The organism is Blastomonas sp. (genome assembly GCF_046294995.1).
In the GTDB taxonomy this organism is placed as follows: Bacteria; Pseudomonadota; Alphaproteobacteria; order Sphingomonadales; family Sphingomonadaceae; genus Blastomonas.
This window is the reverse complement of record NZ_JBKBOG010000026.1, coordinates 1-15,917: the sequence shown is the minus strand read 5'-3', so window position 1 is coordinate 15,917 and position 15,917 is coordinate 1. Positions and strand designations below refer to the sequence as shown.

Below are 15,917 nucleotides of genomic sequence, written 5' to 3'. Positions count from 1 at the left end.
GTCTTGATCGCCTCAGGCGTGTACTTGACCTTGTGGTGATCCTCGAACGCGCTGCGCAGACCCTTGAGGATCTTGATCGTGTCCTCGATGGTCGGCTCGTTGACGTCGATCTTCTGGAACCGGCGCAGCAAGGCGCGGTCCTTTTCGAAGTGGTTGCGGAACTCCTTGTAGGTGGTCGAGCCGATGCAGCGGATCGTGCCACCCGACAAAGCGGGCTTGAGCAGGTTCGATGCATCCATCGCGCCGCCGCTGGTTGCACCAGCGCCGATCACGGTGTGGATCTCGTCGATGAACAGCACCGCATGCGGCATCTTCTCGAGTTCCGAGACGACCTGCTTCAAGCGCTCCTCGAAGTCGCCGCGATAGCGGGTGCCAGCGAGCAGCGCGCCCATGTCGAGCGAATAGATCACCGCCTTTTCGAGCACTTCGGGCACATCGCCCTCGACGATCTTGCGCGCCAGGCCTTCTGCGATCGCGGTCTTACCGACGCCGGGGTCGCCCACATAGAGCGGGTTGTTCTTGGAGCGGCGGCACAGGATCTGGATCGTGCGATCGACCTCGGGTCCGCGGCCGATCAGCGGATCGATCTTGCCCGCCATCGCGCGCGCATTCAGGTTGACGGTGAACTGGTCGAGCGCACTGTCCTTCTTCTGCTTGCCCGCAGTGTCGGGCTTTTCTTCCTGTGGCTCCTCGGCACCGCGCGGGTTGCGCTGCTCGACCGCCTGGCCGCCCTTGCCGATGCCGTGGCTGATATAGCTCACCGCATCGAGGCGGCTCATGTCCTGCTGCTGCAGGAAATAGACCGCATAGCTTTCGCGCTCGGAGAACAATGCGACCAATACATTGGCCCCGGTGACGACATCCTTGCCCGAGGACTGAACGTGCAGGATCGCGCGCTGGACCACGCGCTGGAAGCCCGAGGTCGGCGCCGGATCGGTCTTTTCGGCGACCTTGAGCGAGTCGAGCTCGTTGTCGAGATAATGCGTCACCGCATCGCCCAGCTCGCCCAGATCCACGCCGCAGGCCTGCATCACCTGCGCAGCATCGGCATCGTCGATCAGCGCAAGCAAAAGGTGCTCGAGAGTGGCATATTCATGGCGGCGGTCGGCGGCGTTGTGCAGCGCCTGATGCAGCGTCTTTTCAAGGGATTCGGCAAAGGATGGCATAGCAGCGATACTCCGCGCCGGACGGGAAGCCCGGCCTTTCAATCAATGTGCCCGGGAACAGAGCCGGGCCTCTTTGGTCAAGCGCCTCATTGCCATTGCCCCAAATCCACTCCGGGGCGCTTTTCACCAATCAATATAGGCGAGTGTCTCGCCAAATCCAGCAGGGCGCAAGCCCTAGCTCAAGAATAATACCAGCAAAGACCGTGCCATTTGCAGGCGGGCGCCGATCGCTGGCAGGCTTGAGGGTTTGAAACAACGCGCGGTTCGCTCAAAGCGGCGCGCCGGGTTCAGCCTTTGCGGAACAGCGCCTCGGCGCTGGCGCGGTGGCGGGTGGCAAAGGCCTTGCGCGCTTCGCAGCGCGCGATTTCGGCGCGGCACAGAGCGATCCGCGCGTCGAGCTCGTCCAGCGAATAGGCATCGATATCCTCGCTGCCCAGTTTCTGGGCAGCGTCGGCGCGCAACCGGGCAAGGCTCTCATCGGGTTCCATCGGCACTTATTGTTGACCCAAGGGCGCTTGCTGTCAATATGAGCGCGCGCCGGTCCGCCGGCTGCAAACGCATAAGGGGCAACGGGGGATGTCGGTCTTGACAGCCGTCACGGTAATACCATCGGTCATGCAGGCCATCGATTATGCCGAGCCGGGCGGGCCGGAGGTGCTGGTCGCAGGCGAGGTGCCGGTGCCGGTCCCTGCCCAGGGCGAGGTGCTGATCCGCGTGGCGGCCGCCGGCGTCAACCGCCCCGATGTCATCCAGCGCCAGGGTTTCTACCCGCCCCCGCCGGGTGCGCCGCACATTCCGGGGCTCGAAATTGCCGGTACGATCGTGCAGGTCGGCCCCGATACCGAAGATGCGATGATCGGCCAGCCGGTCTGCGCCTTGGTCGCAGGCGGCGGCTATGCGCAATATTGCGTCGCCCGCGCCGACCATTGCCTGACGGTTCCGTCGGGGATCTCGATGGCCGAGGCCGCCGCGCTTCCCGAAACCCTGTTCACCGTCTGGCACAACCTGTTCCAGCGCGGCTATGCCCGCGATGGCGAGACCGTGCTGGTGCACGGCGGCACCAGCGGCATCGGATCGATGGCGATCATGCTGGGCACATTGTTCGACCTCAAGGTCATCGTCACCTGCGGCAGCGACGACAAATGCGACGCGGCGCTCAAGATCGGCGCGGCGCACGCGATCAACTACAAGACGCACGACTTTGTCGAGGAGGTCAAAAAGCTCACCGGCGGCAAGGGCGTCGAGATCGTGCTCGACATGGTCGGCGGCAGCTATCTGCCGCGCAACATGGCGTGTCTTGCCGATGATGGCCGCAACGTCACCATCGCGGTGCAGGGCGGCATGACCGCGGACATCTCGGTGCTCGAGATCATGCGCCGCCGCCTGACGCTGACCGGATCGACGCTGCGCCCGCGCTCGAATGTCTTCAAGGCGCTGCTCGCCGACGAGATTTCGCGCGAGGTCTGGCCGATGGTCGCGACCGGCGAACTGTCGCCGATCATCCACAGCCGCTATCCCCTGGCCGAGGCGGCAAAGGCGCATGCGCAGATGGAATCGGGCGACCTCGTCGGCAAGATCGTGCTCGAAGTCGGCTGATCGGAAGGTCCTGATTTCGCACATCGGCAGGCGATCTGTCACAAAGCCGTCATCGCTATGCGATTCCAGATGTCACATTAGACGCCCATTGGCGTGGTCCCGAGGGAAAATTTTCCACACGGGAGCATGAACCGCGATGGCACTGGACGATTTCAGCGATCAGATCAGCGCGTTGATCGACGGGCATGGGGACAACAGCTTCGGCAATGTCACGGGCTTCCCCGACGGCCAGCCTTACACCCCCGAACCGCCGCTCGATGCGCGCCGCCGCTATCGCACCATCTGGATCTCGGACGTGCACCTGGGCACCAAGGGCTGCAATGCGGCGATGCTCATCGACTTTCTCGACCATGTCGACAGCGAGACGATGTACCTGGTCGGCGACATCATCGATGGCTGGCGGCTGAAGAAGAAGTTCTACTGGCCGCCATCGCACAACGACATCGTCTGGCGCATCCTCAAGCGCGCCAAGCGCGGCACGCGGATCGTCTATATCCCCGGCAACCATGACGAGATGTTCCGCCAGTTCACCGGGCTCAACTTCGGCGGGGTCGAGATCCGCCGCGCGGCATTCCACGATACCGCCGATGGCCGCCGCCTGATGGTGCTGCACGGCGACGAATTCGACACGATCATGCTTGCCCACCGCTGGCTCGCGTTCGTCGGCGACACGCTCTACACCACGCTGATGGGGATGAACCTGTGGGTCAACTGGGTCCGCCAGCGGCTGGGCCTGTCCTATTGGTCGCTCTCCAAGATGGCCAAGCACAAGGTCAAGAACGCGGTCGAGTTCATCTCGCGGTTCGAGGAGCTGGTGGCCCGCGCCGCCTCCGAGCGCGGCGTCGACGGCGTGGTCTGCGGCCATATCCACACCGCCGATATCCGCGAGATCAACGGTGTCGAATATTACAACGACGGCGACTGGGTGGAGGGCTGCACCGCATTGGTCGAGCATTTCGACGGCCGCATGGAAGTGCTGCACTGGGCCGAGATCATGGCGGAGCGCGAGGCGGCCAAGGCCGAGCAGCAGGCGGTCGGCGCGCTCCAGCCCCAGGCGGCATAAGCATGGCGCGCGCCATCAAAATCGCGATCGTCACCGATGCCTGGGCACCCCAGGTCAACGGCGTGGTGCGAACGCTGACCGCGGTCACCGCGCGGCTGCGCGACCTGGGCCACGATGTGCTGGTGATCTCGCCCGACCAGTACACCTCGATCCCCTGCCCTTCTTATCCCGAGATTCGCCTCGCGCTGGCGACACGGCATGGCGTGGGTGCACGGCTCGACGATTTTGCCCCCGATGCGGTGCATATCGCCACCGAAGGGCCGCTGGGCATCGCCGCGCGCAGGTTCTGCCTGAACCACGGCTATCCCTTCACCACCGCCTATCACACCCAGTTTCCCGATTATCTCGCGCGACGCACCGGGCTGCCCGCTGCCATGTTCTGGCCGTTCATCCGCTGGTTTCATGCGCCCTCGGCCGGGATTCTGGTCTCGACCGAAACCGTGCGGCAGCAATTGCGCGAGCAGGGGCTGGGCCAGGTCGTCCATTGGGGCAGAGGCGTGGACCTGGCCTGTTTCACGCCGGCCGCGCCACATCCTGCGCTCTATGCGGACCTGCCTCGGCCGATCCAGCTCTATGTCGGGCGCGTCGCGGTCGAAAAGAACATCGAGGCGTTTCTTGGCTGCGACCATCCCGGCAGCAAGGTCGTGGTCGGCGACGGCCCTGCGCGCGAGACGCTGGCCCGCGCCTATCCGGGTGCGCATTTCGTCGGCGCGCAATCGGGCGAAGCGCTGGCGGGCTTTTATGCCGGCGCCGACGTTTTCGTGTTCCCCAGCCGCACCGATACCTTCGGGCTGGTGATGATCGAGGCATTGGCCTGCGGCACGCCGGTTGCCGCCTATCCGGTGTCCGGCCCGCTCGACGTGCTGACGCCGCAGGCAGGCGTGATGGACGCAGACCTGGCGCAGGCGGTTGCAGGCGCGCTGCAGCTCGATCGCGCCGCCTGCTCGGCTGCAGGGCGCGGCTTCACCTGGGAGGCGAGCACCCGCCAGTTCCTCAATGCGCTGGTCCCGATCAGCGGGCCTGTCGCGCTCGCGGCCTGACGGCGGCACGCGACGCTGCCAGATTGGCATTGGCAGCCGGACCGTTTTGACATAGCATTGCTTCGGGTCGCCCTATTGGTTTGTTGATGAACAGGGGGCGAAGATGAACGTTACGCGTTTTTTCCAGGTTACATTGCCATGTACGCTGATGCTGGGCGCGGTCGTGCTGGCCGGGCACCAGGCGCTCGAGGCGGCCGATCACTTCGATCCGCCGGCGCGCACAGGGTCTGACACCAACACCGTCGGGTTCGATATCGCGGCGGATATCGCCGACCTTTACGCCTTTCACGATACCAGCAACGTCTATCTTGCGATCGGCTTTGGCGGCCCGTCGGCAACCAACCTGCCGGGATTCTACGATCCCGACGTGCTGTACACGATCAACGTATCGAACACCGGCACGCGCACCGACATCGAATTTCCGATCGAGATCCGCTTCGGACGCGATGGCGTCAATCCGGGGATCGAAGTGCGCAATCTGCCGGGCGAAAGCCTGCTGCGCGGCCCTGTCGAGCGCAACCTGACGACCAGCAACGGCATCACCGTGCGTGCCGGGGTGTTCGACGACCCGTTCAACTTCGATCCGCAGGGGCTGCGCGATTCGCGCGCCACCGGCAATCTGTCGTTCAACAGCGCGCGCAACCGCTTTGCGGGTCTCAACACGACCTTCGTCATCATAGGAATTCCGCGCGGATTGATCGATCGGGGACAGCCGCTGGATATCTGGACATCCTCGGCACGGATCAGGAGCTGATGGCCATGACCAGAACCCCTGCATCGCTCACCCCTGCATCGCTCACGCTGGCCAGCGTGTTGGTCCTGTCGGTGCTGCTCGCAGGTTGCGGCAGCAATGAACCGACCACCAACCCTATCGTGGTGCCCCCCGTGGCGGTAGCCCCGACACCCACGCCCACGCCGACACCAACCCCGATTCCGACGAGCTTCGACGTCGGACCATGCCTCAACCAGACCGTGGTCCCCGGCCGCACCGTGGCCAATCTCGTGGTGCCCGATGTGCTGCAGCTCGATCTCAACCAGCCCGCCGGCTTCCCCAATGGCCGCCGTTACCTCGACCCGGTGGTCGATGTGACGCTCGCGGTGATCTTCCTCGATCTGGCGCGTCACCCGGCAACGACGTTCGCCAACCTTCCGGTCAATCCCAACGCGGTCGATCAACCGTTGCCCAACACGTTCCCGTTCCTCGCCCCGCCGCTCGGTTCGCCGCCCACGTCGGGCGGTGCGGGCACCAACTTCACCTTCCGCAGCGACCTGCCATCGGCCTACACGAGGGTCGACCGCGCAGGCATGCCGGCGGTGTCGACCGCGCTGATCTCGGGCAACCCGAACAAGAACAGCTATAACGACGACACCCCGACGATCGATGCGACCGGCAAATGGGTTCCCGAGCTGTCGGGCACGCTGACCATCCTGACCAATGCGCTGGCCGACGACCTCACCCGGCTGGGGCTGAGCGTGTGCGCAAGGCCGCTCAACTGAGATGACCGCATCGCGCATGACCACATCGCGAACGAACGGGTCGGCGATCGTCCCGGCCCTGCTGGCCATGAAATGGTGGATCATCGCGGCAGTGGTGATCGGTGCGCTATGGTTCACCGCGCGCATCGGCAGCGACGAGGCGGCGCCTGCGGCCTATGACTGGGGCAATTCGCCGTTCTCGGGCAGCGGCCCGCCGCGCACCTATGCCGAGGCGATCAGGCGCTCGGACCTGGCGATCGCCAACGCGCGCGCGGCGGCCCTGGCGGCCCCCGACCAGTGGCTGATGCACGAGATCCACGCGAGCGAGCAGCTGGCGCGCGCGCAGCTGTCGGGATCGTACGATGATTACGCGGCAGCCCAGCAGGCGCTCGACTCCGCCTTCAAGGTCGCGGTACAGGGCAGCGGACCGCACCTGATGCAGGCCTCGCTCGATTTCGGTATGCACCGCCTCGCGCGGGCGCAGGCGCAGCTCGAGGCGATCGATGGCTATGCGGTGCCGCCCGATCCGGGCGACCGCGCCGAGATCGCCGCGATGCGCGGCGACATCGCATTCTACCGCGGCGATTATGCCGCAGCTCTGGCGGGATATGACGCGGCGGACGCTCTGGTGCCCGGTTCGGCAAGCTTTCGCCGCGCGATCTTCGCTGCGCGCATCGGCGATGTCGACCAGGCCGATGCCTATCTGGCCGAGGCCGAACGCGCCTATCGCTCGCCGACCCGGCAGACGCGCGCGTATATGGAACTCCAGCGCGGCATCCTCGATCTCGACCGGGGCCGCCTCACGGACGCGATGGCGCATTTCCGCAAGGCGGACAGCCTGTTCCCCGGGCGCTGGCTGATCGAGGAGCATATTGCCGAAGTGCTCAACCTCCAGGGCAACACCGCGCAGGCCGAGGCGCTGTACCGCGACATCGTGCGCCGCACCGGCCATCCCGAATTCATCGACGCACTGGCGGGAATCGCCGAGGCGCGCGGCGACACGGCACAGGCGAAGCGGCTCTATGCCCGGTCCTGGACGATCTGGTCGAAACGGCTCGAGCAGTTCCCCGAAGCGACCTACGGGCATGGAATAGACCATTGCGTCGCCAAGCAGGACTGGCCGCGTGCGCTGCGCTTGGCGGAACGCAACCACGCAGCGCGCCCTTATGGCGAGGCCAAGATCGCGCTCGCCCGCGCGCTGCTCGGCAACGGGCGCTCCGCGCAGGCACAAGCGATGATCGAACAGGTGCTCGCCTCGCGCTGGCGCACCCCCGATCTGCACGCCGCCGCGGCCGACATCTATCAGGCCAGCGGCATGACCGAAAAGGCCGCCGAACACCGCCGCCTCGCCCGCGCGATGAACCCGCTGTCGTGATGCGGGCGGCTGCATGCTGACGCCTCTGGCTGGCGAAGTCCCACGAACATGTGCTTTGGAGAGACAAGATGCGTGATCGGGTGAAGACCAAGCTGAATACGATTTCCGCCGCAATGCTGGCTATCATCGGCGGCGTGGCTGCGACCGGGACAGGTTATGCGTGGACGCTTGCCGATGCTCCCGATCAGCCTGAAAGCCATGTCTATGCGACCACGCTCGAATCCGGAGCCAAGCCGATGCTGACCTTGTCGAAGTTCGGACCGGACATGACGGGAACCTACAGCGAAACGCAGGACGACGGCTTTTTCGACGAAATCTATCGGTCGGGGGGCGGCACGCTCACACAAGGGCGGCTGGTAGGTACATTCAGCGGCGATGTTTTCACCGGATACTGGTTCGAGCGGCAGGGACGAACCTATGTCCAGCGCGAATGCGACCCTGCGCATGAAGGCGAGCGCATATTCGGCCGCGTGACCTTGCGTTTCTCGGCAGACCGCAAGAGCTTTACCGGATTGCACAGCACCTGTGACACGGCACCTGAGGATGCGTATTTTGCCAGCTGGAAGGGCACGCTGACACGCACCACGCCCTGACCGAAGCAAGGGCGGATAAGTTGGCCGGATACCGGTTTTCGCACCGATGATGCCGGGTGGCCCGCCCGTCGGTCCGGGTGGTCAAGTCAATACCCTTGCCCGCAGTCTCACTTTGCCTTATGCCTGTGCCGTTATTCGGCCACCCCGCAAGGGGTGGCCATATTTTTTGGAGAAACGCGCATGTCTGCCAACCCCCAGCCGCTGATGCCGCACGCCACCGCATCCTGGATGGTCGACAACACCGGCCTCAGCTTCGAACAGATCGCCGATTTCTGCGGCCTGCACATCTTGGAAGTCCAGGCGATGGCCGATGATCTGGCAAGCTCCAAGTACACCGGTCGCGATCCGGTGCGTGCGGGCGAACTGCTGCTCAGCGAAATCGAAAAGGGCCAGGCCGATCCCGAGTATCGCCTCAAGATCCAGGTCGGCCCGGCGCAGGTCCGCCGCACCAAGGGCCCGCGCTACACGCCGGTCTCCAAGCGCCAGGACAAGCCCGATGGCATCGCCTGGATCCTGCGCAACCACCCCGAGATTTCGGACGCGCAGGTCGGCAAGCTGATCGGCACCACCCGCAACACCATCGCCGCGATCCGCGATCGCAGCCACTGGAACATCTCGAACATCCAGCCCAAGGACCCGGTAACACTGGGCCTGTGCTCGCAGCGCGAGCTCGATGCGATCGTCGCCAAGGCCGCCAAGAAGGCCGGCATCGTCGAGGAAGTGCGCACCGACACCCGTCTGGGCGGCGACCGCGAGGCGCTGATCGAGGAACTGCGCGCCGAACGCACCGCGGCCAACAAGGCCGCCGAAGATGCCGCGCGTGAAGCGGAGATCGAATCGGCTCTGCTGGGCGGCAGCGAGGACGAGCCTGCGGGCGACCCGGCCTGATGGCAGATCACAGCCCGGACGCGCTGGCGACACGCGCCGGGCCGCCAGCCTATGATGCATCGCTGGCCGATCATGGGCTGGAAGCCAAGGAATTCAGGGGGCTGACCTATCCGCTGGGCGACCATGCGCCGGCCTATGGCGCGTATTTCGCGATTGCGCCGGGGTTGGGCTGGACCCGCCTGCCCGTCCCCGGCGCGCTGGATCACATCAATATCTGGCTGCTCGACGATGCCGACGAAGACGGCGAAGGCGTCGCGATCGTCGATACCGGGCTGTACATGCCCGAATCGACCGACGCCTGGAAAAAGCTGTTTGCTAACGGGCTGGACGGCCGCCGGATCACGCGCGTGCTGGTCACCCATTTCCACCCCGACCATGTCGGCGCTGCCGGTTGGCTGTGCCGCCGTTTTGGCGTGCGGTTGTGGATGAACCGCACCGAATGGCTGATGGCGCGGATGCTGACGTCGGACGTCCGCGCCGAGCCACCTGTCGAAGCGCTCGACCAGATGCGCATGGCGGGCTGGGACGATGCACGGGTCGAACAGATGCGGCTCAAGGGCTGGGGCAATTTCGCACGGATGGTATCGGACGTGCCGATCACCCACACCCGGCTCGACGACGGCGCGAATGTCGCCATCGGCGCGCGCAACTGGACGGTGATGACCGGAGGCGGGCACACCCCCGAGCACGCCTGTCTCGTCGATCGCGAAGGCCAGGTGGTGATCGCCGGCGACCAGATATTGCCGCGGATCACCTCCAACGTATCGGTGATGACCAGCGAACCTTATGCCGACCCCTTGCGCGAATGGCTCGACAGCATCGCCAAATTCCGTGCCGCGCTGACCGGGGATGAACTGATCCTGCCCGCGCACGGCTTTCCGTTTACCGGCGTCCACGCCCGGCTCGATGCGCTGCGCGACGGCCATCTCGACCGGCTGAACGTCCTCGAGGCGGCTCTGAAGCAGCGCGAACTGCGCGCGGTCGATACCTTCGGCATCCTGTTTGCGCGCGAGGTCGATGACAGCGTCTATGGCATCGCCACCGGCGAGGCGCTGGCGCATCTGCGCTATCTGGAATGCGCCGGCCGCGCGACCTGCACGGTGCGCGATGGCGTGGGCTGGTATTCAGCCTGAGCGGTAGCCGCTTTCGGCCTCGGCCATATAATCGCGGGTGATCGGCAGCGCGTGGCGGTTGCGCGCGAACTGCACCTGATAGTTGCACATCCCGCCATGCTCGAACGCGGCGGTCGCGCCTGCCAGATAGAAGGTCCACATCCTAAAGAAGCGCGCATCGTACAGCGCCTCGATCTCGGCCTGCTTGGCGACCGTGCGCCGATACCACTGCCGCAGCGTGTGCGCATAATGCAGCCGCAGCGTCTCGACATCGGCGGCGATCAGCCGCGATCGCTCGCTTGCGCGCACGATTTCGCTCAGCGCCGGAATATAGCCGCCCGGGAAGATGTATTTGGTGGTGAAGGCATCGGTGCTGCCCGGCACGCCCATGCGCCCGATGGTGTGCAGCAGCATCACCCCGTCTTCGGCGAGCAGGCCGCGGCAATGGCGGAAGAACGTCTCGAACTGCGGCCTGCCGACATGCTCGAACATGCCCACCGATACGATCCGGTCGAACTGCCCGGTCAGCGACCGATAATCGATCAGCTCGAACCTGACCCGGTCGGCAACGCCTGCTGCTGCGGCGCGCGCGCGCGCGACCTTCAACTGCTCCTGCGACAACGTGATGCCCAGCACATCGACATCGGCGACGCGGTTGAGATACAGCGCCATGCCGCCCCAGCCGCAGCCGATATCGAGTACCCGCTGGCCCGGACGCAATGCGAGCTTGGCGGCGATATGCGCCTTCTTGTCGGCCTGTGCCTGTTCCAGCGTGTTCGCCGGATCGGTAAAGTACGCACAGCTGTATTGCTTGTCGGCATCGAGAAACAGATCGTACAATCGGTCATCGAGGTCATAATGGTGCGCGACGTTGCGCCGCGATCGGCTCGAGGTGTTGAACTCGCCCAGCCGCCCGCCGATCGCCTTGGCTGCGCGGCGCAAAGGACCCCGGGGCTTGAGATCGCCGCCCTTGTCCCACGGCGCGTTGGCGCGAATCAGGGAGATCAGATCCATGACATCGCCGCGCTCGATGATCAGCCGGCCATCCATGAAGGCTTCGCCCGCCCCCAGCCGTGGACGCAGCGCAATGAACCGCGCGACATCGCCATCGGCAAGCCGCACCGCGATATCGGGAAAGCCGGGAGTGGGGGTGCCGAAGGTGCGGGTATCACCCTTGTGATCGGTCAGCTGCAGCGTGCCCTGTCGCACGAGCCGCCTGAGAAATGTATCGAGCAAAGCCATGACGCGGATAAATATGGATCAATTCGCGGTCAGATTCCAGCGTACCATTCATAGCCCGCCGCATCTTCCCAATAGCCGCCGCCACCACCATAGCTCAGCCGGTAGTCGGCCACCGCCTCGATCCGGCGGATATATTTGGCGTGCTTGTACCCCAGCTGCCGCTCCACCCGCAGCCGCAGCGGGGCGCCATTGCCGATCGGCAGCAGCTCGTCGTTAAGCGCCCAGGCGATCATCGTCTGCGCATGGCGCGCGTCGACTAGATCGATGCTTTCGTAATATGGCCCGGCACGCAGGCTGTCGGCGCAATGGAACACGAGGTAGCGCGCCGAATCGCGCAGCTTCACCGCATCGAGCAGCGCAGCAAGGTTGACCCCGGTCCATTTGCCGATCGCGCTCCAGCCTTCGACGCAATCGTGCCGGGTGATCTGGGTCTGGCGTGGCATGCTGCGGATCTGGCCTAGGGCAAACCGCGTCGGCCGCTCGACCAGCCCGTCAATGCTGAGCGTCCAGTCGGAAAATCCGGTCGCCGCCTGCCGCAGATAATCGGCATCACTTGGCGCGCGCGTGCCATTGGCCGGGACCGAGCGGCTGATATCGCGGGGGCTGTATTCGCGGGCGAGACCGTCCTGGCCCAGCAGGCCGCGCTGCAATGCCATGTTGCCGGTCTCGGCGAGACGCAAGGTGTCGCGCCAACCCTGGTTGGCGGTGAGCGCGTCGCAGCCGGTGAGCAATCCGCCAGCTGCCAGCGAAAGCGAGCCGACCAGCGCGCGGCGGGTGAGAATTGTTGCGGGCGGTTTCGCGTTCATCGCCGATGACCGATCGTCATGCCGCGCAGCAGCGTCAGCGGTTTGTGGATCAGCACCAGCGCGACATGGACCAGAAGGAAACCCACGAGCGCAAAGGCGATGATGAAATGCACCGAGCGCGCAGACTGGCGTCCGCCGAACATCATGCTGGGCCAGTGCAGCGCGGCATCGGTGCCCGGCGACATCGCCAGCCCCGTGACGATCATCAGCGGCAGCGCGATGAAGATCACCGCGATATAGCTGAGTTTTTGCAGCGGGTTGTACGCTTCGCCGGGCGCGGTGTGGAATTTGAGCCGGACGTGATCGACGATCGTGGTCCAGAGCGTGCGCGGGTGCCATTCGTGCGCACGCATCGCGATCATCGATCGGATATGGCCGTTGAACAGGCTGACCAACATGAACGCCAGCAGACCGAATGCAAAGATCCAGGCGAAGAAGAAGTGCCAGTGCCGCGCATCGGCGAGGCTGTAGTCGCTCGGGATCGTCGCCCAGCCGGGGAATGCACGGTTGCGCATGGTGCCATCGGAGCCGGTGTAACGACCGAGCACCCCGGTCGTGTCCAACCGGGCGCCGCCAATATCCAGATAGCCGCGCTGCGCCTGCTGACCGATCGCCAGCCACGCCGGCTCGTCGCGGTTGCCATATTCGCCCCAGTACAGCCGGGGGTGCGCGTTGAAGATCATCAGGCCAGACATGAACAGCGTGACCAGCGCCACCAGATTGACCCAGTGCCAGATGCGGGTGGTCGTCGCATGGTGATGGCCCACGGGTGCAGCATCGACCGCTATCCCGGGTTGCGCGACATCGGTGTGGCGAGTGTCCATTGCAGCGATCATATGCCAGGTTCGCTGCGCATTCCAGCAGCGTTACAGTCTGGCGCACGCTAACGCACAAAATCCCCGGAAGCGAGGCTTGCGGGGATCGGCCGAGCCGAAAAGGGCTCGCAATCAGGTTTTGTGGAGGGATTCGGGCTTGTGCGCGGCCTTGCTGCCGGTCTTGTCGCTCTTCACGATGAACTGCGGGTCGTCCTTCGATGCGGCGACCTTGTGGTTCTTGATGTGGGTGGGGCTGGTCTGCTTTTTCTCGACGACGCCCTGGGTCTTGCCCTGGCTCGTCTGCCACTCGACGTGGTCACCCTTGTGCAGGTCTTTTGCCATCATGCTCTCCTGTTTTGGCAGAAAGCGCGGAGCATGCCGGATGGTTCGTAAGCGCTGTGCTCAGCCCACGTCGACCCAGGGCATGAGGTCGCCGACACGGTTTGCGGGATGACCATCGGCAAGCTTGGTGAGCGTTTCGGTCAGCCAGGTGTGCGGGTTGATGCCGGCGATCTTGCAGTTCTCGATCAGCGTGGCGATGACCGCCCAGTTGTCGCCGCCCTCGTCAGAGCCAGCGAACAGGGCATTTTTGCGGTTGAGGGCCAGAGGTCTGATCGACCGCTCAACGGTGTTGGTATCGAGCTCGACGCGGCCATCGTCGAGAAAGACGCTGAGCCCGTCCCAGCGGCTGAGCGCGTAGCGTATCGCATCGGCCAGCTTGCTCTTGGCGCTGACCTGGCGGAGCCGGGCTTCCAGATAGTGGTGCAGATCATCGACGATGACACGGGCGTGCTCGTTGCGGGCGACGCGGCGATGGTCGGCACTGGTGCCGCGGATCTCACTCTCGACGGCATAGAGACCGGCGATCCGCTGTAGCACCTCGGTGGCAACCGGCGACTTGTCGGCCAGATCGAAGAACTTGCGCCGGACGTGTGACCAACAGAACGCGAGTCTGATCTGTTGCTGCCGCTTGGCGAGCGCGGTGTATCCGCCATAGCCGTCGACTTGCAGGATGCCTGCAAAGTCCCCCAGATGCGCTTCGGCGCGCTCGCTCTTGCGGTCGGCCGCATAGACATAGGCCATCATCGGCGGATCGATACCGCCCCATGGGCGGTCATCGCGGGCATAGGCCCATAGCTGGCCGGTCTTGGTCCGCCCTCGGCCCGGATCGAGCACCGGTGCTGTCGTCTCGTCGGCGAACAGCCGTTCGGATCGTCGCAGTCGGTCCAGAATATGGTCACGCAAGGGGCGAAGATACCATGCGGACCGCCCGACCCAGTCTGCAAGGGTCGATCGATCCAACTGGATGCCCTGACGGGCATAGATCTGCGCCTGCCGGTAAAGCGGCAAGTGATCGGCATACTTGGCAACCAGCACCTGGGCGATCAGGGCTTCGGTAGGGATGCCGCCTTCGACAATACGAGCCGGTGCCGGGGCCTGGACGACCGCGCTCTCGCATGAGCGGCATCCATAGCGAGGCCGGCGGGTGACCCGGACCCGAAACGTGGTCGGCACGACATCAAGCCGTTCGGCAACATCCTCGCCGATCTGGTGCAGCCCGCCGCCGCAGCACGGGCAGGTCTTATCATCGATATCGACAACCTGCTCGATCCGCTCGAGGTGCGCAGGCAGCGAGCCGCGGTTGGTCTTGCGGGGACGATCGCCCTTGGGCTGAACCGTTCCAGCCTCACGCGCCGCGCGGGCTGCGCCAAGTGCCGTCTCAACATCTTCGAGGCCCAGCTGGAGCTGGTCGGGATCGAGCTGTTCGGACTTGCGGCCGAAACGGTGGCGCATAAACGCATCGATGATCGACTGCAGCCGCTCAATCTCTGCGTCAGCTTCGCCCTTGGCAACCGTCACGTCAGCAAGCTTGCGGGACTGCTCGAGCGCCAGCGCACGTAGCGCTTCGATGTCTTCTGGCAGGTCCGCTTCCATCAGCATGACGGCAGTGAATCAGCAGACGAAAGCCCCGTCAACCGGCAATCTGCGGCGCTATCGGGCGGCGTCCGCCATGCACCCGGCGCCAGTCGAGACCCTCCAGCAAAGCGCCAAGCTGGGCTGCCGTAACGCGCATCACACCGTCCTGGATACCAGGCCACTTGAAGCCTCCGGACTCCAGTCTTTTGGCCATCAGGCACAGGCCTGTTCCATCCCACCAAACCAGCTTGATCCGGTCCGCGCGCTTCGCCCGGAAGACATAGATCACCCCGGAATACGGATCGCCGCCATACTCGGCGCTGACGAGTGCAGCCAGCGCGTCGGGGCCTTTGCGAAAATCCACGGGCCGCGTTGCCACCATCACCCGCGTGCCAGGGCCAGGGCCGATCACGCACGCGTCCTGAGCGCGTCAATGACCGCTGCGATGACGCCAGCATCGGCACCGCGAGCTATCTTTACAGCGACGCCATCAATCTCAAGCTCGACCACGGCAGATGCAGCGCGGCGTCGGCGGCGTGGGCTGTGGCGTGAAGGCCCAGCCTCTGGAACAGGGTCAGGCGTGATCACCGCTGGCACAAAAGCGGCACCTTCTGTCTCCAATGCGGAAACGTCCAGTCCCTGTTCCTTGAACTGCCTGATCAGCTCCTTGCGCCAGCCATAAATCTGCGACGGATCCAGTGCATGGCGCCGAGCGACAGCGCTGACCGGCTCCCCTCCAGGCCAGCACTCCGCGACAATCGATGCCTTCACCTCAGGCGGCCAATCCCTGCGCCTGCCAGCGCCGGTGAACACCTCAAACCGCTGAGC

General features: G+C 64.9%; 18 protein-coding genes. 9 read left to right on the top strand and 9 right to left on the bottom strand.

Translation table 11 applies throughout. From position 1 onward, the window contains the following. Together ACK4R0_RS16835 and ACK4R0_RS16830 are read right to left on the bottom strand one after the other, a co-directional pair. The coding region (locus tag ACK4R0_RS16835) for an AAA family ATPase (RefSeq protein WP_409676763.1) at positions 1 to 1,166 on the bottom strand (1,166 nt) is incomplete at its 3' end. Positions 1,167 to 1,453: 287 nt separating this feature from the next. Beyond that, on the bottom strand, positions 1,454 to 1,654 hold the full coding sequence (locus ACK4R0_RS16830; RefSeq protein WP_409676759.1) for a DUF1192 domain-containing protein: 201 nt from the start codon (positions 1,652 to 1,654) through the stop codon (positions 1,454 to 1,456). A gap of 88 nt (positions 1,655 to 1,742) precedes the next feature. Here ACK4R0_RS16830 and ACK4R0_RS16825 point away from each other — a divergent pair, with 88 nt between their 5' ends. From ACK4R0_RS16825 to ACK4R0_RS16785, 9 genes are all read left to right on the top strand, one after another. Next, a complete protein-coding gene (locus ACK4R0_RS16825) occupies positions 1,743 to 2,762 on the top strand; it encodes an NAD(P)H-quinone oxidoreductase (RefSeq protein WP_409676756.1) in 1,020 nt (339 codons plus the stop codon). A gap of 136 nt (positions 2,763 to 2,898) precedes the next feature. Continuing rightward, entirely contained in the window at positions 2,899 to 3,825 is a 927-nt protein-coding gene (locus ACK4R0_RS16820) for a UDP-2,3-diacylglucosamine diphosphatase (protein WP_409676753.1), read from the top strand. Positions 3,826 to 3,839: 14 nt separating this feature from the next. After that, positions 3,840 to 4,865 carry a glycosyltransferase family 4 protein gene (locus tag ACK4R0_RS16815; RefSeq protein WP_409676767.1) on the top strand — a complete coding sequence of 342 codons (1,026 nt, stop codon included), beginning with the start codon at positions 3,840 to 3,842 and terminating at the stop codon, positions 4,863 to 4,865. A 103-nt stretch (positions 4,866 to 4,968) separates the two neighbouring features. Then, the gene (locus ACK4R0_RS16810) at positions 4,969 to 5,619 is read left to right on the top strand and encodes a hypothetical protein (RefSeq protein WP_409676750.1); all 651 of its coding nucleotides are present in this window, start codon (positions 4,969 to 4,971) and stop codon (positions 5,617 to 5,619) included. Between the two features lie 5 nt (positions 5,620 to 5,624). Then, positions 5,625 to 6,362, top strand: coding sequence for a DUF4331 family protein (locus ACK4R0_RS16805; protein ID WP_409676747.1), 738 nt, complete (start codon positions 5,625 to 5,627; stop codon positions 6,360 to 6,362). A gap of 16 nt (positions 6,363 to 6,378) precedes the next feature. Then, positions 6,379 to 7,716: a tetratricopeptide repeat protein gene (locus ACK4R0_RS16800; RefSeq protein WP_409676745.1), complete on the top strand. Its 1,338-nt coding sequence runs from the start codon at positions 6,379 to 6,381 to the stop codon at positions 7,714 to 7,716. Between the two features lie 68 nt (positions 7,717 to 7,784). Next, positions 7,785 to 8,309: a hypothetical protein gene (locus ACK4R0_RS16795; protein ID WP_409676742.1), complete on the top strand. Its 525-nt coding sequence runs from the start codon at positions 7,785 to 7,787 to the stop codon at positions 8,307 to 8,309. 180 nt (positions 8,310 to 8,489) lie between these two features. Further along, positions 8,490 to 9,197 carry a DUF1013 domain-containing protein gene (locus ACK4R0_RS16790; protein WP_409676739.1) on the top strand — a complete coding sequence of 236 codons (708 nt, stop codon included), beginning with the start codon at positions 8,490 to 8,492 and terminating at the stop codon, positions 9,195 to 9,197. After that, positions 9,197 to 10,330, top strand: a complete 1,134-nt coding sequence (locus ACK4R0_RS16785) for an MBL fold metallo-hydrolase (protein ID WP_409676736.1) — start codon at positions 9,197 to 9,199, stop codon at positions 10,328 to 10,330. Before ACK4R0_RS16790 ends, ACK4R0_RS16785 begins: the two co-directional genes overlap by 1 nt. Here ACK4R0_RS16785 and ACK4R0_RS16780 read toward each other — a convergent pair. From ACK4R0_RS16780 to tnpA, 7 genes are all read right to left on the bottom strand, one after another. Further along, a complete protein-coding gene (locus tag ACK4R0_RS16780; RefSeq protein WP_409676733.1) occupies positions 10,322 to 11,551 on the bottom strand; it encodes a class I SAM-dependent methyltransferase in 1,230 nt (409 codons plus the stop codon). The genes ACK4R0_RS16785 and ACK4R0_RS16780 overlap by 9 nt on opposite strands. 29 nt (positions 11,552 to 11,580) lie before the next feature. Then, positions 11,581 to 12,357, bottom strand: coding sequence for a molybdopterin-dependent oxidoreductase (locus ACK4R0_RS16775; protein ID WP_409676730.1), 777 nt, complete (start codon positions 12,355 to 12,357; stop codon positions 11,581 to 11,583). Further along, entirely contained in the window at positions 12,354 to 13,181 is an 828-nt protein-coding gene (locus ACK4R0_RS16770; protein ID WP_409676727.1) for a cytochrome b/b6 domain-containing protein, read from the bottom strand. The genes ACK4R0_RS16775 and ACK4R0_RS16770 overlap by 4 nt, the downstream gene beginning before the upstream one ends. A gap of 123 nt (positions 13,182 to 13,304) precedes the next feature. Further along, on the bottom strand, positions 13,305 to 13,517 hold the full coding sequence (locus tag ACK4R0_RS16765; RefSeq protein ID WP_409676724.1) for a DUF2945 domain-containing protein: 213 nt from the start codon (positions 13,515 to 13,517) through the stop codon (positions 13,305 to 13,307). A gap of 57 nt (positions 13,518 to 13,574) precedes the next feature. Further along, positions 13,575 to 15,113, bottom strand: a complete 1,539-nt coding sequence (gene tnpC, locus ACK4R0_RS16760; RefSeq protein WP_409676721.1) for an IS66 family transposase — start codon at positions 15,111 to 15,113, stop codon at positions 13,575 to 13,577. 31 nt (positions 15,114 to 15,144) lie between these two features. Further along, positions 15,145 to 15,501 (bottom strand): IS66 family insertion sequence element accessory protein TnpB, encoded by a 357-nt coding sequence (gene tnpB / locus ACK4R0_RS16755; protein ID WP_066045784.1) that lies wholly within the window; start codon positions 15,499 to 15,501, stop codon positions 15,145 to 15,147. Further along, the coding region (tnpA, locus tag ACK4R0_RS16750; protein WP_409676717.1) for an IS66-like element accessory protein TnpA at positions 15,498 to 15,917 on the bottom strand (420 nt) is incomplete at its 5' end. The genes tnpA and tnpB, both read right to left, overlap by 4 nt.

Bases quoted from the DNA above. Each gene is read 5' to 3' on its own strand.
- ACK4R0_RS16795 (WP_409676742.1), top strand. From the start codon at position 7,785: ATGCGTGATCGGGTGAAGACCAAGCTGAATACGATTTCCGCCGCAATG.
- ACK4R0_RS16780 (WP_409676733.1), bottom strand. From the start codon at position 11,551: ATGGCTTTGCTCGATACATTTCTCAGGCGGCTCGTGCGACAGGGCACG.
- ACK4R0_RS16775 (WP_409676730.1), bottom strand. From the start codon at position 12,357: ATGAACGCGAAACCGCCCGCAACAATTCTCACCCGCCGCGCGCTGGTC.
- ACK4R0_RS16785 (WP_409676736.1), top strand. From the start codon at position 9,197: ATGGCAGATCACAGCCCGGACGCGCTGGCGACACGCGCCGGGCCGCCA.
- ACK4R0_RS16825 (WP_409676756.1), top strand. From the start codon at position 1,743: ATGTCGGTCTTGACAGCCGTCACGGTAATACCATCGGTCATGCAGGCC.
- ACK4R0_RS16790 (WP_409676739.1), top strand. From the start codon at position 8,490: ATGTCTGCCAACCCCCAGCCGCTGATGCCGCACGCCACCGCATCCTGG.
- tnpC (WP_409676721.1), bottom strand. From the start codon at position 15,113: ATGCTGATGGAAGCGGACCTGCCAGAAGACATCGAAGCGCTACGTGCG.
- ACK4R0_RS16810 (WP_409676750.1), top strand. From the start codon at position 4,969: ATGAACGTTACGCGTTTTTTCCAGGTTACATTGCCATGTACGCTGATG.
- ACK4R0_RS16820 (WP_409676753.1), top strand. From the start codon at position 2,899: ATGGCACTGGACGATTTCAGCGATCAGATCAGCGCGTTGATCGACGGG.
- ACK4R0_RS16800 (WP_409676745.1), top strand. From the start codon at position 6,379: ATGACCACATCGCGAACGAACGGGTCGGCGATCGTCCCGGCCCTGCTG.
- ACK4R0_RS16830 (WP_409676759.1), bottom strand. From the start codon at position 1,654: ATGGAACCCGATGAGAGCCTTGCCCGGTTGCGCGCCGACGCTGCCCAG.
- ACK4R0_RS16805 (WP_409676747.1), top strand. From the start codon at position 5,625: ATGACCAGAACCCCTGCATCGCTCACCCCTGCATCGCTCACGCTGGCC.
- ACK4R0_RS16765 (WP_409676724.1), bottom strand. From the start codon at position 13,517: ATGATGGCAAAAGACCTGCACAAGGGTGACCACGTCGAGTGGCAGACG.
- ACK4R0_RS16770 (WP_409676727.1), bottom strand. From the start codon at position 13,181: ATGGACACTCGCCACACCGATGTCGCGCAACCCGGGATAGCGGTCGAT.